Raw genomic sequence first — 21,894 nt, forward strand, 5'->3', positions numbered from 1 at the left:
GCGCCTCACTCGGGTGTTTGTGATCGGGCGAAACCCAATCGCCGGGTTTGGCCCGTTGACGGCGGCGGGTCGCGATGCAGGCCGTTCAACAGGCTGAACAGGACCGGCTCGATCTCGCTGACCGCGTGTGCCGGATCCTCGGCGGCGGCGATGATCGGCCCGGTCTTGCTGAGCAGGGCGTAGAGCAACTCGGCGGTCACGCCCACCGGCACCGGCACCACTTCGCCGGCGTCGATCAGCTCGCTCAGGACGGCGCGGAGCAACGGCAGTGCCATTTCCTCGTCGACGGTCTGCTTGCGGTCCCATCCCAAGGCGCTGGCCGACTCACGCAGCAGCACTCGTGCATCGTGGTTCTCGACATAACAGCGCAGCACCGCGCTGATCGCGAGCAACGCCTGCTCCCACGGGCTGGCGTCGTCGGGCATGGACTCCAGGGCGCTGGGGAGCACCGCTCGCATGATGTCGCTCTGGCTGGATCGGAAGACCTCGGCGAAGATCTCCTGCTTGTCGCGGAAGTGATGGTAGACGGCGCCCTTGCTGGACTGTGACGCCTGAGCGATCTCATCGACCGACGTCGCGTCGAACCCCTTGGCGACGAAAAGGGCCCGGGCCGCGTCGAGCACCGCCGTACGCGTGAGCTCCGCGTGCATGTCCCGCCGCGTCGGCCTGCCGTTACCCATCGGCCAAAGCCTAGTCACCGACCCCAAGTCTGTGGCAGACTACAGGACTGTCCGCTTTTGTAGACAGGTGGAGAATCTGTGTTGACGACTAGGTATGCAAACGGGCGTTTCGCGTTGCTACTGATCGCATTCACTGGCGCCCGCGGTGCGGATCGGAGCCTCCAGTCATAGCCCACGACGAGGTCTCCCTGCACCGGCTACCGGCTCACGACGAGCGGTCGCCGGCCGCGCGCATCGCGGTCGAAGTTTTCATCGAGCTGATGCGCCATAACCGGGTGCGCCCGTACGACATCGCCACCCATTGCCGGATTCGGTCCGTCACTCGACACGTACCGACCGGGCCGCGACAGGAGATCCAGCGCTCCTTCGAAATCGCGCCGCCGTTCTGGCCGATCACCATCGACCCGGGCGATACAGCGCTGACCGGCTACGGAATCGACCGAGCCGGAGCGTGCATTCGCTACACCCGCAACCCCTACCCGCTCATCAATCGAGTCGACCACGTGACGATCCAACGCGTGCAGTTCGCGCCGCGATGTTACGACCTGATGTGCCGCGCAACCCGCGTCAACCCCGCCTTCATCTGCGAAACACTGCCCTATCGACAGACCGTCGAGATCCTCACGGAGTACCTCATCGATGCCGCGGTATCGCTGTGCGAAGGACGTGGCCCCATCGCTGCGCCGGCGCCGGCGCCACCTCACATTCCCCGCTGACGAATCGATCTGTCCGGCGACCGTAAGCTAGCTGCTCGTGAGCATCCCCAATGTGCTGGCCGCCCGCTACGCCAGCACCGCGATGACCGACATCTGGTCGCCGCGGGCCAAGATCATCGCCGAACGCCGATTGTGGCTGGCGGTGCTGCGTGCCCAGTCCGAACTGGGCGTGCCGGTACCCGAACAGGCGATCGCCGACTACGAGGCCGTGATCGAGGACGTCGACCTGGCGTCAATCGCCGACCGGGAACGGGTGACCCGCCACGACGTCAAGGCGCGCATCGAGGAATTCAATGCGCTGGCCGGTCACGAGCACATCCACAAGGGCATGACCAGCCGGGACCTGACCGAGAACGTCGAGCAGATGCAGATCCGCCAGTCCCTGCAGCTGGTTCACGATCACGGCGTCGCGGTGGCGGCCCGGCTGGTCAAGCACGCGCTGGCCTACCGCGAGCTGGTGATGGCCGGGCGCAGCCACAACGTCGCCGCGCAGGCCACCACGCTGGGCAAGCGGTTTGCCTCGGCCGCCGAGGAGACCCTGCTCGCGCTGAGCCGGGTGCGCGAGCTGATCGACCGCTACCCGCTGCGCGGGATCAAGGGGCCGATGGGCACCGCCCAGGACATGCTGGACCTGTTCGACGGGGACACCGCCAAACTGGCGCAGCTGGAGCGCCGCATCGCAGATTTTCTGGGGTTCGACGCCGTGCTGGCCAGCGTCGGGCAGGTCTACCCCCGGTCGCTGGACCACGACGTCGTCTCCGCGCTGGTACAACTCGGGGCCGGACCGTCGTCGCTGGCCCACACCATCAGGCTGATGGCCGGCCACGAACTGGTCACCGAGGGCTTCGCGCCCGGCCAGGTGGGCTCGTCGGCGATGCCGCACAAGATGAACACCCGCAGCTGCGAGCGCGTCAACGGCCTGCAGGTGGTGCTGCGTGGCTATGCGTCGATGGCCGCCGAACTGGCCGGCGCGCAGTGGAACGAGGGCGACGTGTTCTGCTCGGTGGTGCGCCGTGTCGCATTGCCCGACGCCTTCTTCGCCGTCGACGGGCAGACCGAGACCTTCCTGACCGTGCTCGACGAGTTCGGTGCCTACCCGGCGGTGATCACCCGGGAACTGGACCGTTACCTGCCTTTCCTGGCCACCACCAAGGTGCTGATCGCCGCGGTGCGCGCCGGGGTCGGTCGCGAAGCCGCCCACGAAGTGATCAAGGAGCACGCGGTGGCCGTCGCACTGGCGATGCGGGAGCGCGGCGCCGAGCCCGACCTGCTGGACCGGTTGGCCGCCGACGAACGGCTGCCGCTGGACCGGGCCGCACTGGACGCGGCCCTCGCCGACCGGCAGGCGTTCACCGGCGCGGCCGCCGACCAGGTCGACCAGGTCGCGGCGGAGGTGGCCGAACTCGTCGAGCGGTACCCGTCCGCGGCCGCCTACACCCCGGGCGCGATCCTGTAGCCGTCATGGATGTCCAGGAGCTCGCGCGCATCGACTTCACCGATCTGGACAACTTCGCCGACGGCTTCCCGCACGAGCTGTTCGAGCTGCACCGCCGTGTCGCCCCGGTGTTCTGGCACGAGCCCACCGCGCACACCCCGGACGCGCAAGGTTTCTGGTCGGTGGCCACCCACGCCGAAACCCTCGAGGTGCTGCGCGACGCCGAGACCTATTCGTCGGTGACCGGCGGTTCCCGGCCGTTCGGCGGCACGGTGCTGCAGGACCTGCCGATCGCGGGCCAACTGCTGAACATGATGGACGACCCGCGGCACGCGCAGGTCCGCCGGCTGGTCAGCTCCGGGCTGACCCCACGGATGATCCGCCGCGTCGAAGAAGATCTGCGACGCCGGGCGCGGGCGCTGCTGGATGCCGTCGAGCCGGGCGTGCCTTTCGACTTCCTGGTCGACATCGCCGCCGAGGTTCCGATGCAGATGATCTGCATCCTGCTGGGTGTTCCCGAGGCCGACCGGCACTGGTTGTTCGAGGCGATCGAGCCCAGCTTCGACTTCCGCGGTTCACGCGCGGCGGTGGTGACCCGACTGTCCATCGAGGACGCCGGCAACCGGGTCTACACCTTCGGGCGGGAGCTGATCGCGGCCAAGCGCGCCGCCCCCAGCGACGACATGCTGTCGGTGGTGGCCAACTCGACCGACCCGGAACTCAGCGACCTGGAGGTGTACCTGTTCTTCCAGCTGCTGTTCAGCGCCGGGGCGGAGACCACCCGCAACGCCATCGCGGGCGGGTTGTTGGCGCTGGCGCAGCACCCCGACCAATTTCGTTTGCTGCGTGGCGACTTCGGTCTGTTGCCCACCGCGATCGAGGAGATCCTGCGCTGGACCTCACCGGCCCCGTCGAAGCGGCGCACCGCCACCCGGCGCGCGGCGCTGGGCGGGCAGACGATCGAGGCCGGCCAAAAGGTGCTGGTGTGGGAGGGCTCGGCCAACCGCGACCCGGCGGCCTTCGACCGGGCAGAGCAGTTCGACATCACCCGCAAACCCAATCCGCACATCGGCTTCGGTCACGGTGCGCACTTCTGCCTGGGCGCCCATCTGGCCCGCCTGGAACTGCGCGTGCTCTACGAGGAGCTGCTGAGCAGGTTCGCCGAAGTGGCCGTGGTGGCGCCGGTGGAATGGACGCGCAGCAACCGGCACACCGGGATGCGGCACATGATGGTGGCGTTGGAGCCCTAGTTCCGTTCGATTTCGGCGCGATTCTTCCCGCTCAGCGGTCATTATCGCGCCGAAATCGCCCACCGAATCTCGGCGACGACGCGTTCCGGGGTAGTGGTCAGGTCCAGCCAGGTGAACCGGAGCACGGTCCAACCCAGGAGCACGATCTGGTTCTGGCGCACTCGGTCACCTTCGAACTCGTCCGGGCCGCTGTGGAACGCCCAGCCATCGGTCTCGATCGCGACCTTGATATCGGGAAAGGCGACGTCGACTTTGAATCCGCCCAGTCGATAGTTCGCCACCCATCCGGTGATGCCGGCCTCGCGCAACAGCCGTACCAGAATCCGCTCGGCCTGCGAACGCGCACCGCTTTCCGCCGCCTGCAGCATCCGGCGGGCCGCCGGTGATCCGTACCGGCCGGAGTTGCGCAGGTGGGCATGCCATAGGTGTGGCAGTTCGGTATGGCGCTGCAGCGCGGTATCCATCACCTTCGGCCCGCCATCGCGACGGGCCGCGGCTTCAAGAGTCGTCAACGCGAGCCCGGTGACCAGCAGTCCCCTGCGTTCGACCACATCCTTCGGGTATAGGTCCCGGCGCCTGACCCGGGTGCCGCGATGAGGACGGCCATGCGAATCGCGGGGCACGGTGACCTCGATCAGATTCGGGGCGGAGGTGGTCAGCTGGTGCCACCAGGCCGCGGCCAATCCGCTGGCCACGGCGGCAGATCCGTAGCTCCAAACCGCCGCGCGGATGCGCGCGGCCGTGGTGAATGGGCGATCGTCGGCAAAGTAGACGCCGGGACCGCAGCGCCGCCAACGCCCGGATCGAAGCCGCCGTCCTATGGCGGAGCTGGACAGGCCGCACTCCAAGGCCTGCAAACGGGTGATGACACCGTCGTGGCGCCGTAGATAGTTGTCCATACGAGTCGGACGTCACGGGGTCCGCACCCGTTCCCAGCGATCTCGGCGCGGTTCTTCCCGCTCAGCGGGCAGGATCGCGCCGAAATCGGCGAGCCAGCCCCGCGGAATGCAGCTCGAGCGCGGCCAGGCCCCCGATCACGGCGCGGTCGGCATGCCGCCAGGCCCCAACCGGGTCGGGGCTGACCGCGGTCAGCTTGCCCAACGGCCGGTTGGTCAGTGCACGCAGCGCCAGCAACTGCTCACCGGCCGGGGTTGCGGCCAGCGTCAGCACGGCTCTCTTACGCAGGAAGAACCGCAGCCGCAGGGCCAGCCACGGCATCGCCACCGCCAGGATCGGCGGCGCCGCGACCGCCACCGCGAGAACGTAGGCCAGCCAACCGGCGGTGGTATTCAGGTTGTGGCCGGCCCCGGCGATGTCGACCGCCGCCTCGCCGGCCGCGGTGAGCGGCTTGCTCACCGCATCGCCCACCAGCGGGATGTGGCTCGCGCTCTGCCCGGCCGAGGCCAGGCTGTCGGCCACTCCGTTGGCGCCCCGCTCGAACTGCTGCCCGACCCCGGCGATCGTGGTGACCGCCCCGTGCACCGCCAGCGCGACCAGCACCCACAGGGAGGTCCACACCGCGACGACGAGGTCGCTGAACAGTTGGGCCAGTAGTCGGCCGGGGGAGGTGGCATAGGGCAGCAACCGTGAAGTCATGAGTCCGATCCCAACACACCGGGCATCAGTTATTGGGTGTCACCTTCACCGTGACCGTGTTGGCGCCGCCGTCGGAGGCGATCACCAGCACCGGGGCGTTCGCCGCCGAGACGACATTTCCGCCGGTGACCTCGACCTGGTAACCGTCCGGGTAGATGCTGGTCGGCACCGAGATCTCGGTGTGCGCGCCGGCGGCGAACTGACCGGAGCCGTCGGCCATCGCGGTGGAGTAGCTGAACGCGAAGGTGCCGTCGGTGAACGACCAGTTGCCCGGGACGCCGGCCACCGCCTGCGGGTAGGGTGCGGCCAGCGTGAGCACCGCGTCGGTCGCCACGTTGTCACCGGCTGGCGACTGCGCCATGTCACCGATCAGCACGTTGTTGTAATCCCAGAACAGCCAACCGAATCCATGCCGGTCGGCGGCGTCGGTCGCGTTGCTGATGACGCCGGGAACGGTGGTGTTGCCGAACTCGGTGAGCATCCCCGGCAGGCCGTGGGTCTGGGTGTAGGCGGCGGCCTGATCCATGATGAAGCCCTCGTAGGCCGAGCAACCGATGTCGCTGCCCAGAACCTCGAACCACGGGCAGTAGCTGTGGAACGCGAAGATGAGGTTGTCGTCGTCCGGCGGGGTCACGTGGGTGGGCACCGGCAAGTTGCCGAACAGGGTGTTGGGTTCGAAGAGTATCGGGGTGGTCGGGTCGACCGACCGGATCGCCGCGGTCACCTGTTCGTAGAACGGCGACAGCTGTTGAGTGTCGAAGAACGGGTTGCCCAACGCGGTCGACAGATAGCCTGAGCCCGGCCAGGGCTCGTTCATGATCTCGTAGCCGGCGACGTGGGAGTGGCCGTTGAAGTAGCCGGCGACGGCTTGGAACATCGCGGCGTAATGGTTCTGCAGGCCGATGCCGGTGGGGCCTGCGGAGTTGGACCAGAACGCATCCCAGGCGTGGTTCACCGCGGCGTTGAGCGGGTAGTTCCACGGCCAGCCGAAGTTGATGTTGATCGCATCACCGGTCTGCACCGCCCACTCCGGCGCCCCGTCACCGATGCCGGTGATGGTGTCGCTGTAGAGATCCTGGTGCATGTCGAGGATGCTGACGATGCCGTGCTCGGCGAGCAGGTCCACGGTGGCTTTGATCGACGCCAGGTACCCATAGTCGATCTCGCCGGGGTTGGGCTCGACCCCGGCCCAGATGATCCCGACCCGCACCGCGTTGACGCCGTTGGCGGCCAGGTACGCCGCGTGCTCTGCGTTGAAGTGGTTGGCCTCGGGGGTGAAGGGCGCACCCTTGTTGACCTGGTTGACGCCGTGCAGGATCAGCACCCGGCCATCGGCGTCGGTGAGCCAGGTCCCGGCGGTGCTGAAGGCGCCGCTGCCGGTCGGCGGACCGCCGGCCAGGGTGCCGAAGGCGCCGACCGCGCCATGGGTGCCCAGTATCCCGGGATTGCCGCCGGCGCCGCCCAGGGCCGGCAGCGGGTGGCCGGCCACCGATCGAATGCTGTCGCCGTCACCGGCGTCACCGCCGCGGCCGCCGGCCGCGAACAGCCCGATGCCGTTGCCGCCGTCACCGCCGTCACCGCCGCTGCCGCCGCTGCCGCCGGAGCCGCCGTTGCCCAGCAGCCAGCCGCCGACCCCGCCGGCGCCACCGTGTGCATCGGCGCCGCCCGCGCCGCCGGCCCCGCCGTTGCCGAAGAGTCCTGCCGCGCCACCGGCGCCGCCGGCGACCCCGGGCTGGTCGCTGTCCCAGCCGGCGCCGCCATTGCCGAACAGCCAACCGGCCGCGCCGCCGTTCGGGTCCTCCTCGGTGCCCGCGGCGCCGTCACCGATCACATACGAGCCGAACCCGTTGAGGAACTCGGCCACCTGCTGGCCGGCCTGGGTATCCAGCCACTGCTCGAGTCCGTTGTGAACCGGCAGGTAGATCGATTGTTGGAACCAGTCGGTGAGGTCGAAGGTGGTTGTGGGTGCCGCAAACGGGTCGCCCCAATCTGCGGCGATCCCGGCCAGGAGCTGATCGAAAACATCCTCGATGACCTCGGCGCGGGCGGCCGGGGCGCTCATCGGTGACAGTCCGAGTCCGAGCGACATCCCGGCTACCACGGCTGCACCGGCCAGTCGGGTGTGGGCGCGCAGCCGGTGCGGAGTCGCAAGGGTGGTGCGTTCGTGGGTCATCGGCGGGTGCTCCCTCATGCTCTCGGCCCGGTCGCAGATATGCGCTCAATGTGAGAAGCATGATAATTGACTGTATGCGATATGTGGCTCACCGTGCTGAAGTCGGGCCGGTTGTCCGGCCCCATTAGGCTGACGCAATGCCGCGTCCCGCGCTCTCTGATTACCAGCACCTGGCTAGCGGCAAAGTCCGCGAACTGTATCGGATCGACGACCGACACCTGCTGTTCGTTGCGACCGACCGGATCTCGGCCTTCGACTACATCCTGGACAGCGAGATCCCGGACAAGGGCCGCATCCTGACCGCGATGAGCGTCTTCTTCTTCGACCTCGTCGAGGCCCCCAACCACCTGGCCGGCCCGCCCGACGACCCGCGGATCCCCGACGAGGTCCTGGGCCGCGCGCTGGTGGTGCGTCAGCTCAAGATGATGCCGATCGAGTGCGTGGCGCGCGGCTACCTGACCGGTTCTGGCCTGCTGGACTACCAGCGCAGTGGCGCCGTGTGCGGCATCACGCTGCCGCCGGGTCTGGTGGAGGCAAGCAAGTTCGCCAACCCGCTGTTCACCCCGGCCACCAAGGCCGAGATCGGCGAACACGACGAGAACATCTCGTTCGCGCAGGTGATCGATCTGGTCGGGCCGGTGCGGGCCGGTCAGCTGCGTGACCGCACCCTGCAGACTTATGTGCAGGCGGCCGATCACGCGCTGACCAAGGGAATCATCATCGCCGACACCAAGTTCGAGTTCGGTGTCGACGAACACGACAACCTGGTGCTGGCCGACGAGGTGTTCACCCCCGACTCGTCCCGGTACTGGCCGGCCGATCACTACCGGGCCGGGGAGGTGCAGGAGAGCTTCGACAAGCAGTTCGTGCGCAACTGGCTCACCGGTCCGGAATCCGGCTGGGACCGGGCCGGAACCCAGCCGCCCCCGGCGCTGCCGGACGACATCATCGACGCGACTCGCGCCCGCTACGTTGAAGCATACGAACGTATTTCAGGATTGTCCTTCGACGACTGGGTCGGCCCCGGGGCATGACCGACGTGTCACAGGCGCTTCCGAACCCGCCGTCGGCCAAGCGGGTAGACAGCACCCGCACCCACCACGGGGATGTCTTCGTCGACTCCTATGAATGGCTGCGCGACAAATCCGATCCCGAGGTGATCGCCCACCTGGAAGCCGAGAACACCTATACCGAATCCGCCACCGCTCACCTGGAACCATTGCGGCAGAATATTTTTGACGAGATCAAGGCCCGCACCAAGGAGACCGATCTGTCGGTTCCCGCGCGCCGGGGCGACTGGTGGTACTACGCGCGCACTTTCGAGGGCAAGCAGTACGGCGTCCAGTGCCGTTGCCCGGTCAGCAATCCCGACGATTGGACCCCGCCCCAGCTCGATGAGAACATCGAGATTCCCGGCGAGCAGATACTGCTGGACCAGAACGCCGAGGCCGAAGGCCACGACTTCTTCGCGCTCGGCGCCGCCGGCGTCAGCCCGGACGCCAACATCTTGGCCTACTCCGTCGACGTAGTCGGAGATGAGCGGTACACGCTGCGGTTCAAGGACTTATCCACCGGTGAACTGCTTCCCGACGAGATCGCCGGGATCGGCGCCGGGGTTACCTGGGCGACAGACAACCGCACCGTCTACTACGTGACCGTCGACGACGCCTGGCGTCCGGACACCGTGTGGCGTTACCGGATCGGGGCAGATCAGCCCGCGGAGCAGGTCTACCACGAGGGCGACGAGCGGTTCTGGCTGTCGGTGGGGCGCACCCGCAGCGATTCCTATGTGCTGATCGCGGCCGGCTCGTCCATCACCTCCGAAGTGCGCTACGCCGACGCGGCCGACCCGCGGGCCGATTTCACCGTGGTGTTGCCCCGTCGCGAAGGAATCGAGTACTCGGTGGAGCACGCCGTCGTCGGTGGCGAGGATCGATTCCTCATGCTGCACAATGACGGCGCGGTCAACTTCACCCTGGTGCAAGCCCCGGTGAACGACCCGTCCGCGCAGCAGACCCTGATCGCCGGACGAGATGACGTGCGGCTCGATGAGGTGGACGCCTTCGCGCACCACCTGGTTGTCGGGTACCGCGCCGAAGGGCTGCCCCGCATTCAGCTGTGGCCGATCAGCACGTGCGGCGATTACGAACCGCCGCAGGAGATCACGTTCGACACCGAGCTGACGTCGTCGGGCCTGGCGGCCAACCCGAACTGGGATTCCCCGAAACTGCGGGTGGGGGCGACCTCGTTCATCACCCCGGTGCGCATCTACGACATCGACCTAGCGACCGGTGAACGAACCCTGCTGCGGGAACAGCCGGTGCTCGGTGACTACCGCCGCACCGACTACGTCGAATACCGCGACTGGGCCTACGCCGAAGACGGCACCCGCGTCCCGGTGTCGATCGTGCACCGCGCCGGCATCGAACTACCGGCTCCCACACTGCTTTACGGCTACGGTGCCTACGAGATGTGCGAGGACCCGCAGTTCTCGATCGCGCGGCTTTCGCTGCTGGATCGGGGCATGGTGTTCGCCGTGGCGCACGTTCGCGGCGGCGGTGAGCTGGGCCGACTGTGGTACGAGCGTGGCAAGCTGCTGGAGAAGAAGAACAGTTTCACCGACTTCGTCGCGGTGGGACGGCACCTGATCGACGCGGGCGTCTGCAAGCCCGGGCACCTGGTGGCGATGGGCGGCAGCGCGGGCGGGCTGCTGATGGGCGCGGTGACCAACCTGGCGCCGGAGCTGTTCGCCGGGGTGGTGGCGCAGGTCCCGTTCGTCGACCCGTTGACCACCATTTTGGATCCGTCACTGCCGCTGACCGTCACCGAGTGGGACGAGTGGGGAAACCCGTTGGACGACAAGGACGTCTACTTCTATATGAAGTCCTACTCGCCGTATGAGAACGTCACCCGCCGGGAGTACCCGCCGATCCTGGCGATGACCTCACTGCACGACACCCGGGTCTACTACGTCGAACCGGCGAAGTGGGTCGCGGCACTGCGGCACATCAAGACCGACCTCAACCACGTGCTGCTGAAGACCGAGATGAACGCCGGCCACGGCGGTATCTCCGGGCGTTACGAACGCTGGAAGGAGATCGCCTTCTCCTATGCCTGGCTGCTGGAGACGGCTGGGGTAACGTCGCGGCCATGAGCCTCGCCGATATCCCGCTGACCACCCTTGACGGTCGACCCACCTCGCTGGCCGACTACGCCGACCGCGCGGTCCTGGTCGTCAACGTCGCGTCCAAATGCGGACTCACCCCGCAATACGGCGCGCTGGAGAAACTCGCCCAGGACTACGCCGATCGCGGCCTGACCGTGCTCGGTGTGCCCTGCAACCAGTTCATGGGCCAGGAACCCGGCACCGCCGAGGAGATCCAGACCTTCTGCTCCACCACCTACGGCGTGACTTTTCCGCTGCTGGCCAAGACCGACGTCAACGGCGAGGACCGGCACCCGCTGTTTGCGGAGTTGACCAAGACCGCCGACGCCGACGGCGCCGCCGGTGACGTGCAGTGGAATTTCGAGAAGTTCCTGCTGGCCCCGGGCGGCGCCGTGGTCAACCGATTCCGTCCCACCACGGTGCCGGATGCACCCGAGGTGATCGCCGCCATCGAGGCCGTCCTGCCCGGCTGATGCATACCCGGTCGGAACGCTTCCCCGGTGTGCGGGCGGCGGCGCTGGCCTACCGGTTCCGGGAGAGCCTGTTCGCGCTGCCGCTGGTGATCGTGGTCGCCGGCATGGCACTGGCCGTCATCACGCGGGTGGTGGACCACAAGATCGGCCCGTCGCCGCGCTACCTGCTGAAGATGGACAGCGGGGTTGCCACCACGCTGCTGAGCACCATCGCCGGTGCGACGATCACCACCGCGGGGGTCATCTTCTCGCTGACCATCGTGAGCCTGCAGCTGGCGAGCTCGCAGTTGTCCCCGCGGGTGATGCGATGGTTCATCCGGGACCGGCTCAGCCAGGTCGTCATCGGCCTGCTGGTCGCGACGTTCGTGTACTGCGTGCTGAGCCTGCCCGATCTGGAGGGATCCTCGCCGCTGCCCGCGCCGCCGGTGACGGTGACGGCCGCGATCGTGCTGACGATCGCCACCGTCATCACGATCATCGCCCACGTCGACCACCTGGCCCACCGCCTGGAGGTCGGACAGGTGGTGCGGGAGATCGCGGCGGAGGGCTCGACGGTGATCGACGCCGTCGCTTCGGCCGCGGCCCACGAGCGATCGGCCCACGACGTGGATATGGAAGTGCCACCGGGGGCGTTGCGACTGACCTCGCCCGGCAACGGCTGGGTCAGTCAGGTCGACACCGCGCGGCTGCTGGCCGCGATTCCACCCGGCACCACGATCCGGTTGGACACCCGGGTCGGCGCCTACATCCATCTGGGCCAGCCGCTGGTGACCATCTGGCCGGTGCCCGACGACCCGGATCGGGTGCGGCACAAGCTGCCCCGGGCCGTCGTCGTCAGTGACAGCCGCACCATGCAGGAGGACGTCGACTTCGCCTTCCGGCAGCTGGTCGACATCGGGCTGCGTGCCCTCAGCTCGGCGATCAACGACCCGACCACCGCGGTGGAGGCGACGCTGCGGGTCGGCAGCCTGCTGCGGCGGGTGCTGTCGGTGCCACCGCGGGCCAGGGCGGTGGCCGGCCCAGACGGCCGAATACTGTTGCGCCCCTGGGATCTCGATCCCAAAGAGTACATCGCGCACGGCTTCGACCAGCTTCGTCAGGCCGCGCCCGGTCAGCCCCTGGTGGCCGCGACCATCCTGCGGGTGCTCCGCATGCTGATCGCCCACGCCAAGGAGTCGGGCCGGCCCGAACTCCTGCCCGCACTGCGGGAACAGACCGACCTGCTGCTGGAATCGCTGGAGACGACGCCGGGTCTGCACCCGCGTGATCTGGCCCGGCTCAAGGCGATCGCCGCCGACACCGTCGATCCGGCCGACCACAGCCGCCGTCGGGCGACCCCGTAGTGCTATCTGACGTCTTCCTCGATGTCACCGGCCGGACACCTGCGCTGGTCACACTGGGGGTGTGACCGGACAGCTGATCGTCTCCGTCTCGGGAATTGGGGCGCGCACCCGCGCCGATGCCGAGGCGTTCTGCGCCCACCTGGACGCCCGCGGCGTACCGGTGTCGCTGTTGGTGGCACCACGCCTGGGTGCCGACTACCGGCTTGACCGTGACCCGCGCACCGTCGAGTGGCTGACGCACCGGCGCGCCGGCGGCGCGGCGATCGTGTTGCACGGTTTCGACGAGGCCGCCACCAAGAAGCGCCGCGGCGAGTTCGCCACGCTGCCCGCCCACGAGGCCAATCTGCGACTGCTCGGCGCCGACCGGGTATTGGAGCACCTGGGGCTGCGCACCCGGCTGTTCGCCGCGCCCGGCTGGACCGTGTCGCCCGGAACGGTCATGGCGTTGCCACGCAACGGGTTCCGGCTGTTGGCAGGGCTGCACGGGGTGACCGATCTGGTGCTGGACCGTACCGAGCGGGCCCGGGTGGTCGGCATCGGGGCGGGATTTCTTGCCGTGCCCTGGTGGTGGCGGATGGTGGTGGCGACCAGCGAACGCATCGCCCGCCGCGGCGGTATCGTGCGGCTGTCGGTGGGTGCTCGCCAGCTGACCAAGCCGGGCGTGGTCGGGGCCATGCTGGATGCGGTGGACATCGCATTGGGCCACGGTTGCCTGCCGGAGCGTTATCGCTGGCCGCTCGCCGGGGCCGATGTGGTCTCCGGGCTGAGTGCCTGACTCGTTACCCTGGGACGCCATGAACGGTAAGGCGGACGCCATGGACGCTGACGCCATCATCGTCGGTGCGGGCCTGGCCGGCCTGGTGGCGGCCTGCGAGCTGGTGGAGCGCGGCCAGCGGGTCCTCATCGTCGACCAGGAGAACAGCGCGAACCTGGGCGGGCAGGCGTTCTGGTCCTTCGGCGGCCTGTTCTTCGTGGACAGCCCCGAGCAGCGACGGCTGGGCGTGCGCGACAGCCACGAACTGGCGCTGCAGGATTGGCTGGGCACCGCCGGATTCGACCGGCCGGAAGACTACTGGCCACGCCAATGGGCGCACGCCTACGTCGACTTCGCCTCGGGGGAGAAGCGCAGCTGGCTGCGGTCTCGCGGACTGAAGGTCTTCCCGTTGGTGGGCTGGGCCGAGCGCGGCGGCTACGGCGCGATCGGCCCCGGAAACTCGGTGCCCCGGTTCCACATCACCTGGGGGACCGGTCCCGCTCTGGTGGAGATCTTCGCGGGCCGGCTGCGGGGCCGCTCGAGAGTCCGGTTCGCGCACCGGCATCAGGTCGACGAGCTGATCGTCGAAGGCGGCCGGGTGACCGGGGTGCGGGGCAGCGTGCTGGAACCCTCCACCGCGCCGCGCGGTGCGCCCTCGTCACGGAACATTATCGGGCAGTTCGAGTTTCGTGCCTCCGCGGTGCTGGTGACCAGCGGCGGCATCGGGGGCAACCTCGATCTGGTGCGGCAGAACTGGCCGGAGCGGATGGGCCGGGTCCCCGAGCAGTTGCTGGCCGGCGTGCCCGCCCACGTCGACGGCCGGATGATCGGGATCACCGAGGCGGCCGGCGGCCGGGTGATCAACCGGGACCGGATGTGGCACTACACCGAAGGCATCACCAACCACGACCCGATCTGGTCCTGTCACGGTATCCGGATCATTCCCGGCCCGTCGTCGCTGTGGCTGGACGCGGCCGGCGCGCGGCTGCCCGGACCGCTTTACCCGGGGTTCGACACCCTGGGCACCCTGGAGCACATCGCCCGCTCCGGGCAGGACTACACCTGGTTCGTACTGAACCGCCGGATCATCGAGAAGGAATTCGCGCTGTCGGGTCAGGAGCAGAACCCCGATCTGACCGGGCGCAGCCTGCGCCAGCTGGTCGCGTCACGGGCTCGGTCCGGGCCGCCCCCGCCGGTGCAGGCGTTCATCGATCGCGGGGTGGACTTCGTGCAGGCCGACTCGTTGCGCGATCTGGTCGCCGCGATGAACGCCCTGCCCGACGTGGTGCCGTTGGACTACGCCACGGTGGAGGCCGAGGTCACCGCGCGCGACCGCGAAGTGGCGAACCGGTTCACCAAGGACGGCCAGGTCACCGCGATCCGCGGCGCCCGCGCCTATCTGGGCGACCGGCTGGGCCGGGTGGTGGCCCCGCACCGGCTGACCGACCCGGCCGCCGGCCCCCTGATCGCGGTCAAGCTGCACATCCTGACCCGGAAGACGTTGGGCGGCTTGGAAACCGACTTGGACTCGCGGGTGCTCGGCGCCGACGGCAAGCCGATCGACGGGCTGTATGCGGCCGGTGAGGTGGCCGGCTTCGGGGGTGGCGGAGTGCACGGTTACCGGGCCCTGGAGGGCACGTTCCTGGGCGGGTGCATCTTCTCCGGCCGGGCCGCCGGGCGGGGTGCCGCCGGCGACATCGCCTGACCGACGCCCATCAGCTCAAGTACGCCGAGAGGGCTTTGGCCAGTGTCCGGCGGGCGACGTCGAGTTCGGTGCTGAAGCCGAACTCCCGCTCGCTGGACAGGCCTCGCACGGCGGCCGGGAGCAGGCATCGCACGTTGTGCAGCTTGTCCGGGTCCAGGTCGAGGCCGTCCATCAGGTAGGCGAAACCCTGAATCCAGTCGTGTTCCCGGGCGGCCAGCGCCGCCGCGGTCCGCGGATACTCGGCGAGGACGTCCGCGCGTCGCGGCGGCAGCCAGTTGCGCAGTGCGGTCAGTGCCCGGCCCTCGGTGGTCTCCAGGTAGATCCACACCGAGTCGATGGCGGCCTCGAGCCGCTCGGCCAGCGATCCGGTCAGGGCGGGCCACTGACTGCGGTCCGGAGCCCAACTGCGCGTGTGGATCTCGGTGACCACGGCCACCCACAGGCCGTCGAGGTCACCGAACTGATGCTGCACGGTGCCCCACGAGACATCGGCCTGCTTGGCGATGCGGTTCGCCGAGATCGGTTCGGAGCCGCTGTCGGCCAGCACCTGGATGGCGACGTCGAGCAGGCGTGCCCGGGTCTGTCGGCCGCGCTTGTTCAGTCGGGTGCCGGCCGCCGACTGCGTGACCGGGACCGCCGCCTGCCACTGCGCCAAAGCGCGGGCGGCCTGACGGGGCTCGCTCATCGGATTCGGTACTGCCCTCAGGCGAATCGGCCGGGATTGACCGCGACCGCTCGGCGCAACGCCGGCCGAGCGGCGCGATAGGCCGCCACCACCGGTGCGAGTTCCTGAGGGGTGGCGCCGTGCATGATGACCGAGTGCACGCCCAGGTCGAATTGGCGGGCGATGGTCTTCGCGCAGTTCTCCGGTGAGCCGGAGGCCGTCGCGGCCAACCATTCGGCGGGGATCATCGCGTCGAGCTGTTCCAGGGTGTCCACCGACGCACTGGCGTCGATGGGTCCGGCGGCCGCGGCATTGGCGAACAGCTCGGTGGCCCGCATCCGCTCCCATACCGCCGGGTCCCAGCCGTTGGCGCTGATCAGCACGTCGGCGTAGGCCTGCAGATAGGTGGCCAGCCGCCCGGCCCGTCGGCGCAGCCGGTCCTCGGCGGGCAGGTCGTCGCTGATGGTTGCCAGGCACGCCCAGATCCGGACGCTGTCGGGGTCTTTGCCCGCCCGCTCGGCGCCGCGGCGCACCGCCGCCACCGACGCCGCGGTCGCCTCGTCGGAGAAGAACGTGTGCAGCACCACGAAGTCGGCGATCTCACCGGCCAGCTCCATCGTTTTCGGTCCCACCGCGACCAGGCCGATGGGCGGCGCGTCGGCCAACCCGTTCGTGTGGCGCAGCACCGGCCATTTCCCGGCCGGCCCATCGTGGTTGAGGATGGTTTCGCCGTCCCACAGCCGGCGCAGGATGGAGAAGAAGTCGCGGAGCCGGGCCTCGGTCACCACCGGCAGCCCGATCGCCTGCCAATAGGCCGCCATGCCTCGGCCGAACGCCATCGCGAAGCGTCCGTCGGTCAGCGCGTGCATCGTCGATCCGACGGTCGCGGTGACCGTGGGATGCCGGGTGTGGTGGTTGGTGGACGGCGCGATGCCCAGGTCGGTGGTGCAGCCAGCCAGTGCGCCGGACAGCACCGCCGCGTCCTTCACCGTGAAGCGCTCGCCGACATGGCAGGCGCCCAGGCCGAGTTGCTCGGCCGCGCGGGCTTCGGTGAAGACCACCTTGGCGTCGGCCGGGTGTCGGGTGACGGCGTAGTAACCGAGTTCGTTGAGTTGGTCGCCCATGGCGATCATGATTCGGGCCCGGGCGCGCAATTGTCAACGAACCTTCTCAAAGAATGGGATCAGAACGCGATGGCGCTCTCTGCGGGTAGCACCTGGAAGTCGGTGCGGCCCATCTCGGCCAGGCGGCCGTGATAGATGCCGCGGGCGTCGGGCGCGATGATGCCCTGATGGATCGGCACCGCGGCGCGCGGCGCCACCGCACGCAGGTAGTCGACCGCCTCGGAGATCTTCATCCACGGCGCCGCTGCCGGGGTGGCCAGCACATCCACCGGCTCGCCGGGCACGAACAACGCGTCGCCGGGGTGCATGAGCCGGGCCGGATGTCCGGCGTCGCCGAGCAGGTAGGAGATGTTGTCGATCATCGGGATCTCCGGATGGATCACCGCGTGCTGCCCGCCGACTCCGCGCACCCGCAGCGAGCCGACGTCGAACGCATCCCCGACATGTACCGGACGCCACGGCGACCCCAGCTGGGCGGCGGTCTGCGGGTCGGCATAGAGCGCGGCGCCCGGATTGGCGTCGATCAGGGCCGGCAACCTCGCGGTGTCGACATGGTCCGGATGCTGATGGGTGATCAGGATGGCCGCCAGCCCGGTGATGCCCTCGAAGCCGTGCGAGAAATTGCCCGGGTCGAACAGCACCGTGGTGCCGCCGAAATCGGCTAGCAGGCAGGAATGGCCGAAGTGGGTCAGTCGCATACCTAAAGATTGTGCGCTCCGGCGGCGCAAACGGGCATCGGTATTGTTGTTGCGACCGATTCCGTCGACAGTAGGGAGCGCGCGTGGCCCGGGTGGTTGTGCACGTGATGCCCAAAGCCGAGATCCTCGACCCGCAGGGTCAAGCGATCGTCGGAGCGCTTTCCCGGCTCGGGCACACCGGAGTGTCGGATGTGCGGCAGGGCAAGCGCTTCGAGCTCGAGGTCGACGATTCGATCGACGATGACGCACTGGCGCAGATCGCCGAATCGCTGCTGGCCAACACGGTGATCGAGGACTTCACCGTGAGCCGGGAGACCCCGTGAGCGCCCGGGTCGGCGTCATCACCTTCCCCGGCACCCTCGACGACGTCGACGCCGCCCGCGCGGTCCGCTTCGTCGGTGCCGAACCGGTCAGCCTCTGGCACGCCGACGCCGACTTGAAGGGCGTCGACGCCGTGGTGGTGCCCGGTGGCTTCTCCTACGGCGACTACCTGCGCGCCGGCGCCATCGCCCGGTTCGCGCCGGTGATGGGCGAGGTCGTCGCCGCGGCGGGCCGGGGCATGCCCGTGCTGGGCATCTGCAACGGCTTCCAGGTGTTGTGCGAAGCCGGCCTGCTGCCCGGTGCGCTGACCCGCAACGCCGGGCTGCACTTCGTCTGCCGTGACGTCTGGCTGCGGGTGGCCTCCACCGCGACGGCCTGGACCTCCCGGTTCGACTCCGACGCCGACCTGCTGGTGCCGCTGAAGTCCGGCGAGGGACGCTACGTCGCCTCCGAGGCGGTGCTCGACGAGCTGGAGGGCGAAGGCCGGGTGGTGTTCCGCTACCTGGACAACATCAACGGCTCGCTGCGCGACATCGCCGGGGTGAGTTCGGCCAACGGCCGGGTGGTGGGCCTGATGCCGCACCCCGAGCACGCCATCGAGGCCCTGACCGGACCGAGTGACGACGGGCTGGGGCTGTTCTACTCCGCGCTGGACGCGGTGCTGGCGGCCTAGCAGGTCAGCGCGACCGCGGCTTCGGCCGTGTAGCACAGGAACGTGCATGTCTCCTGCAGGTAGAGCTGCACGTTCTCGGCGTCATGGGACAGGTAGCCGATCGACACGTCGGTGCCCAGCCGCAGGTCGAAATCACCGCCCCGGGTGGTCAGCACGAACGCGCCGTCGATCGCCGGCGCCCAGATGATGTCGCCGGTGACCAGCCGGCGCAGGTGCTCGCGGATCGGATAGCCGTGATCGGAGGTCTCGCTGACCTTGGTGTAGGAGTCCGCTGACAGCAGCACCGAGTAGGGGCCGTCCACCCCGGCCAGCCGCAGCGCCGACAGTGCCTGGCTGATTGCGTCCGGGATGTCCCGCGGATCCTCCGGCAACGTCAGCGCAGCGTTGGAACTCGCGGTGCGGATGCCCTCCACCGAGGCGGCCGGGTAGCCCTCGAAAATGAGGCGGTCCTCGACGAACGCCAGCTTCTTGGCCGCGGCCTTGACCGGATCCCAGTCGGCGTCCTGCGATCCCCGCTCGACGTCGTCGATCTCCGCGCGCGACAGGGTGAACGGAACCCGCAGGCGCACCAGCGGTTTGCTGTCGCGCAGGTGGGCCTCCACGCCGTCGGCCGGGGCACCGATACCGGTCAGCCGACCGGTGCCCACCGCGGCGGCGGTCGGACCGGCCGGCTCGCTCACGTCGACGACTCGGCGGCCGGCGATGTGCCGCTTGAACGTGCGGGTCGCCTCCTGCTCGATGTCGGCCCAGGCCGCTTCGGTGACCGGGGCCAGATCGCGATACAGGTTGTTCATTGCGAGGTTCCTTTCAAGCTGCCGATGTTCAGTGAGCCGTCAACGCTCGCGCCGGCCGGCTCGGCGGGGGCGGGTGCCGCCGCTCCCGGGAGCGGCGGCGGGTCGTCGAGGAAGTCGGCGGTGGGGGTGAAGAACAGCCCGCCGGTGAGCGCGGTGGAGAAGTCCAGAATGCGGTCGGTGTTGCCCGGCGGGTCGCCGAGGAACATGTTGCGCAACATCCGCTCGGTGATCTCCGGGTTGCGCGAATACCCGATGTAGTAGGTGCCGTGATCGCCCGAGTTGGCGGACCCGAACGGCATATTGGCCCGCACGATGTCCAGCTCATTACCGTCGTCGTCGGTGATCACGTTCAGCGCGATGTGGGAGTTGGCCGGCTTCACCGCGTCGTCGAACTCGATGTCGTCGGCCTTGGTGCGGCCGATCACCCGTTCCTGTTCACCGACCGGCAGCGCGTCCCAGGCGGACATGTCGTGCAGGTACTTCTGGATGTGTACGTAGGACCCGCCGGCGAAGTCAGGGTCCTCGTCACCGATCTGAACGGCAACCGCGGCGTCCGCACCGGTCGGGTTCTCGGTGCCGTCGACGAAACCGAGCAGGTCGCGGTTGTCGAAGAACCGGAAACCGTGCACCTCGTCGACCACCGTGACCTCGCCGCTCAGGGTCCGCAGGATGCGTCGGGCCAGTTCGAAGCAGACGTCCATGGTCTCGGCGCGGATGTGAAACAGCAGATCGCCGGGCGTACTGGGCGCGCTGTGCCGCGGGCCCGTCAGCTCGACGAACGGATGCAGCTGCGCCGGCCGCGGCCCGGCGAACAACCGGTCCCAGGCGTCCGAGCCGATCGAGGTCACCAGCGACAGCTGTTTGGTCGGATCGCGGAAGCTGATCGCCGACGCCATCCCGGACAGCTCGGGCAGCGCGTCGTGCACCGCCGTCTCACCGCCCTCGTCGATGGTGACGACCAGGAAAATGGCCGCACAGGTCAGGGGAGCGGTCACTGGCTGAACAGACGGCACAGTCTCGACCCTAACGCCCCCGCGGTGTCGCAGCTAGGAAAGACTTGGGTCCATGGCGGCCACCGCGACTGGATTATGCGACTTCATCGACGCCTCACCGTCGCCGTTTCACGTCTGTGTCACCGTCGCCGAACGGCTGCGTGCCGCGGGCTACACCGAGCTGGCCGAGACCGATCGCTGGCCGCAGCAGCCCGGGCGGTACTTCACCGTGCGGGCCGGCTCCCTGGTCGCCTGGGACGGCGGGGACACCGATATCCCGTTCCGGATCGTCGGCGCGCACACCGACAGCCCGAACCTGCGGGTCAAACAACATCCCGCCCGCGAGGTGGCCGGCTGGCAACTGGTGGCGTTGGCGCCGTACGGCGGCGCCTGGCTGAACTCCTGGCTGGACCGCGACCTGGGGGTGAGCGGGCGGCTGTCGGTGCGTGACGGCACCCACCACCTGGTCCGCATCGACGAGCCGATCCTGCGGGTGCCGCAACTGGCCATCCACCTGGCCGACGACCGCACCGCGGTCAAGTTGGACCCGCAACGCCACGTCAACGCGTTGTGGGGGGACGGCCGGGCCCCCGACTTCCTGGGTTATGTGTCCGAACGCGCCGGGCTGGAACTCCGCGACGTGCTGGGTTTCGACCTGATGACCCACGACCTGGCACCGTCGGGGGTGACCGGCGTGGGTCAGGAGTTCGTCAGCGCGCCGCGGCTGGACAACCAGGCCAGCTGCTACGCCGGGCTGGAAGCTCTGATGGCCGCAAGCGCCGGCCGCTACCTGCCGGTGCTGGTGCTGTTCGACCACGAGGAGGTCGGGTCGACGTCGGATCACGGCGCCCAGTCCGATCTGTTGCTGACCGTCCTGGAGCGGATCACGTTGGCCGCCGGCGGCGATCGGGAGGACTTCCTGCGCCGGCTGACCGCCTCGACACTGGCCTCGGCGGACATGGCACATGCCACCCACCCCAATTACCCGGACCGTCACGAGCCGGGCCATCAGATCGCGGTCAACGCCGGCCCGGTGCTCAAGGTGCAACCCAACCTGCGCTACGCCACCGACGGACGCACCGCGGCGACGTTTGCGCTGGCCTGCGCCCAGGCGGGCGTGGCGCTGCAGCGCTACGAGCACCGCGCCGACCTGCCGTGCGGGTCGACCATCGGCCCGATGAGCGCCGCGCGCACCGGTATTCCCACCGTCGATGTGGGTGCCCCGCAGTTGGCCATGCATTCGGCGCGGGAGTTGATGGGCGCGCACGACGTGGCCTCCTACGCGGCGGCTCTGACGGCGTTCCTGGCGCCGGACTGAGCCGAAATCAGTGCCATAC

21 protein-coding genes are annotated in these 21,894 nt (G+C 68.8%); 12 read left to right on the top strand and 9 right to left on the bottom strand.

Annotated features, from left to right (window positions below):
- Nucleotides 1-5: 5 nt before the first annotated feature.
- Nucleotides 6-680: a TetR/AcrR family transcriptional regulator gene (locus AWC16_RS10490; protein ID WP_085264673.1), complete on the bottom strand. Its 675-nt coding sequence runs from the start codon at nucleotides 678-680 to the stop codon at nucleotides 6-8.
- Between the two features lie 260 nt (nucleotides 681-940).
- Between AWC16_RS10490 and AWC16_RS10495 the strand changes: the two genes are divergently transcribed.
- The 3 genes from AWC16_RS10495 to AWC16_RS10505 are packed head-to-tail and all read left to right on the top strand — an operon-like array spanning nucleotide 941 to nucleotide 4,081.
- Nucleotides 941-1,396: a hypothetical protein gene (locus AWC16_RS10495; RefSeq protein ID WP_085264674.1), complete on the top strand. Its 456-nt coding sequence runs from the start codon at nucleotides 941-943 to the stop codon at nucleotides 1,394-1,396.
- A gap of 37 nt (nucleotides 1,397-1,433) precedes the next feature.
- A complete protein-coding gene (purB, locus tag AWC16_RS10500; RefSeq protein ID WP_085264675.1) occupies nucleotides 1,434-2,852 on the top strand; it encodes an adenylosuccinate lyase in 1,419 nt (472 codons plus the stop codon).
- Between the two features lie 5 nt (nucleotides 2,853-2,857).
- Nucleotides 2,858-4,081 (top strand): cytochrome P450, encoded by a 1,224-nt coding sequence (locus AWC16_RS10505; protein WP_085264676.1) that lies wholly within the window; start codon nucleotides 2,858-2,860, stop codon nucleotides 4,079-4,081.
- 41 nt (nucleotides 4,082-4,122) lie between these two features.
- On the opposite strand, the gene AWC16_RS10510 is transcribed toward AWC16_RS10505, so the two are convergent.
- From AWC16_RS10510 to AWC16_RS10520, 3 genes are all read right to left on the bottom strand, one after another.
- Entirely contained in the window at nucleotides 4,123-4,980 is an 858-nt protein-coding gene (locus tag AWC16_RS10510; RefSeq protein ID WP_085264677.1) for a type IV toxin-antitoxin system AbiEi family antitoxin domain-containing protein, read from the bottom strand.
- Nucleotides 4,981-5,041: 61 nt separating this feature from the next.
- A complete protein-coding gene (locus AWC16_RS10515) occupies nucleotides 5,042-5,677 on the bottom strand; it encodes a hypothetical protein (protein WP_085264678.1) in 636 nt (211 codons plus the stop codon).
- Nucleotides 5,678-5,702: 25 nt separating this feature from the next.
- Nucleotides 5,703-7,850, bottom strand: coding sequence for a cellulase family glycosylhydrolase (locus AWC16_RS10520; protein ID WP_085264752.1), 2,148 nt, complete (start codon nucleotides 7,848-7,850; stop codon nucleotides 5,703-5,705).
- Nucleotides 7,851-7,987: 137 nt separating this feature from the next.
- On the opposite strand from AWC16_RS10520, the gene AWC16_RS10525 reads away from it, so the two are divergent.
- The 6 genes from AWC16_RS10525 to AWC16_RS10550 all read left to right on the top strand — a co-directional run bounded on the left by AWC16_RS10525 (nucleotide 7,988) and on the right by AWC16_RS10550 (nucleotide 15,291).
- Nucleotides 7,988-8,884: a phosphoribosylaminoimidazolesuccinocarboxamide synthase gene (locus AWC16_RS10525; protein WP_085264679.1), complete on the top strand. Its 897-nt coding sequence runs from the start codon at nucleotides 7,988-7,990 to the stop codon at nucleotides 8,882-8,884.
- Nucleotides 8,881-11,004: a S9 family peptidase gene (locus AWC16_RS10530; protein WP_085264680.1), complete on the top strand. Its 2,124-nt coding sequence runs from the start codon at nucleotides 8,881-8,883 to the stop codon at nucleotides 11,002-11,004. The genes AWC16_RS10525 and AWC16_RS10530 overlap by 4 nt, the downstream gene beginning before the upstream one ends.
- A complete protein-coding gene (locus tag AWC16_RS10535; RefSeq protein ID WP_085264681.1) occupies nucleotides 11,001-11,489 on the top strand; it encodes a glutathione peroxidase in 489 nt (162 codons plus the stop codon). The genes AWC16_RS10530 and AWC16_RS10535 overlap by 4 nt, the downstream gene beginning before the upstream one ends.
- The gene (locus AWC16_RS10540; protein ID WP_085264682.1) at nucleotides 11,489-12,832 is read left to right on the top strand and encodes a DUF2254 domain-containing protein; all 1,344 of its coding nucleotides are present in this window, start codon (nucleotides 11,489-11,491) and stop codon (nucleotides 12,830-12,832) included. The genes AWC16_RS10535 and AWC16_RS10540 overlap by 1 nt, the downstream gene beginning before the upstream one ends.
- A gap of 61 nt (nucleotides 12,833-12,893) precedes the next feature.
- Nucleotides 12,894-13,607, top strand: coding sequence for a DUF2334 domain-containing protein (locus AWC16_RS10545; RefSeq protein ID WP_085264683.1), 714 nt, complete (start codon nucleotides 12,894-12,896; stop codon nucleotides 13,605-13,607).
- Between the two features lie 19 nt (nucleotides 13,608-13,626).
- Nucleotides 13,627-15,291, top strand: coding sequence for an FAD-binding dehydrogenase (locus AWC16_RS10550; protein ID WP_085264684.1), 1,665 nt, complete (start codon nucleotides 13,627-13,629; stop codon nucleotides 15,289-15,291).
- Between the two features lie 10 nt (nucleotides 15,292-15,301).
- Here AWC16_RS10550 and AWC16_RS10555 read toward each other — a convergent pair whose 3' ends face one another.
- Genes AWC16_RS10555 through AWC16_RS10565 form a run of 3 tightly spaced genes read right to left on the bottom strand, consistent with a single transcriptional unit; the run spans nucleotide 15,302 to nucleotide 17,777 of the window.
- Entirely contained in the window at nucleotides 15,302-15,976 is a 675-nt protein-coding gene (locus AWC16_RS10555; protein WP_085264685.1) for a TetR/AcrR family transcriptional regulator, read from the bottom strand.
- A 17-nt stretch (nucleotides 15,977-15,993) separates the two neighbouring features.
- On the bottom strand, nucleotides 15,994-17,079 hold the full coding sequence (locus AWC16_RS10560; RefSeq protein ID WP_207572300.1) for a TIGR03857 family LLM class F420-dependent oxidoreductase: 1,086 nt from the start codon (nucleotides 17,077-17,079) through the stop codon (nucleotides 15,994-15,996).
- Nucleotides 17,080-17,138: 59 nt separating this feature from the next.
- The gene (locus AWC16_RS10565) at nucleotides 17,139-17,777 is read right to left on the bottom strand and encodes an MBL fold metallo-hydrolase (RefSeq protein WP_085264686.1); all 639 of its coding nucleotides are present in this window, start codon (nucleotides 17,775-17,777) and stop codon (nucleotides 17,139-17,141) included.
- A gap of 83 nt (nucleotides 17,778-17,860) precedes the next feature.
- Here AWC16_RS10565 and purS point away from each other — a divergent pair, with 83 nt between their 5' ends.
- Both purS and purQ read left to right on the top strand, forming a co-directional pair.
- Nucleotides 17,861-18,100 carry a phosphoribosylformylglycinamidine synthase subunit PurS gene (purS, locus tag AWC16_RS10570; RefSeq protein WP_085264687.1) on the top strand — a complete coding sequence of 80 codons (240 nt, stop codon included), beginning with the start codon at nucleotides 17,861-17,863 and terminating at the stop codon, nucleotides 18,098-18,100.
- Complete coding sequence (gene purQ, locus AWC16_RS10575) at nucleotides 18,097-18,771, top strand: phosphoribosylformylglycinamidine synthase subunit PurQ (RefSeq protein WP_085264688.1); 675 nt, start codon at nucleotides 18,097-18,099, stop codon at nucleotides 18,769-18,771. Before purS ends, purQ begins: the two co-directional genes overlap by 4 nt.
- Here purQ and AWC16_RS10580 read toward each other — a convergent pair.
- Both AWC16_RS10580 and AWC16_RS10585 read right to left on the bottom strand, forming a co-directional pair.
- Nucleotides 18,768-19,565 carry a family 1 encapsulin nanocompartment shell protein gene (locus AWC16_RS10580; RefSeq protein ID WP_085264689.1) on the bottom strand — a complete coding sequence of 266 codons (798 nt, stop codon included), beginning with the start codon at nucleotides 19,563-19,565 and terminating at the stop codon, nucleotides 18,768-18,770. The two genes, purQ and AWC16_RS10580, sit on opposite strands and share 4 nt — an antisense overlap.
- Nucleotides 19,562-20,578: a Dyp-type peroxidase gene (locus tag AWC16_RS10585; RefSeq protein ID WP_085264690.1), complete on the bottom strand. Its 1,017-nt coding sequence runs from the start codon at nucleotides 20,576-20,578 to the stop codon at nucleotides 19,562-19,564. Before AWC16_RS10585 ends, AWC16_RS10580 begins: the two co-directional genes overlap by 4 nt.
- A 52-nt stretch (nucleotides 20,579-20,630) precedes the next feature.
- Between AWC16_RS10585 and AWC16_RS10590 the strand changes: the two genes are divergently transcribed.
- A complete protein-coding gene (locus AWC16_RS10590; protein ID WP_085264691.1) occupies nucleotides 20,631-21,875 on the top strand; it encodes a M18 family aminopeptidase in 1,245 nt (414 codons plus the stop codon).
- The last annotated feature ends 19 nt before the right edge of the window (nucleotides 21,876-21,894 follow it).

The organism is Mycolicibacter longobardus (assembly GCF_002102265.1).
Taxonomy (GTDB): Bacteria; Actinomycetota; Actinomycetes; order Mycobacteriales; family Mycobacteriaceae; genus Mycobacterium; species Mycobacterium longobardum.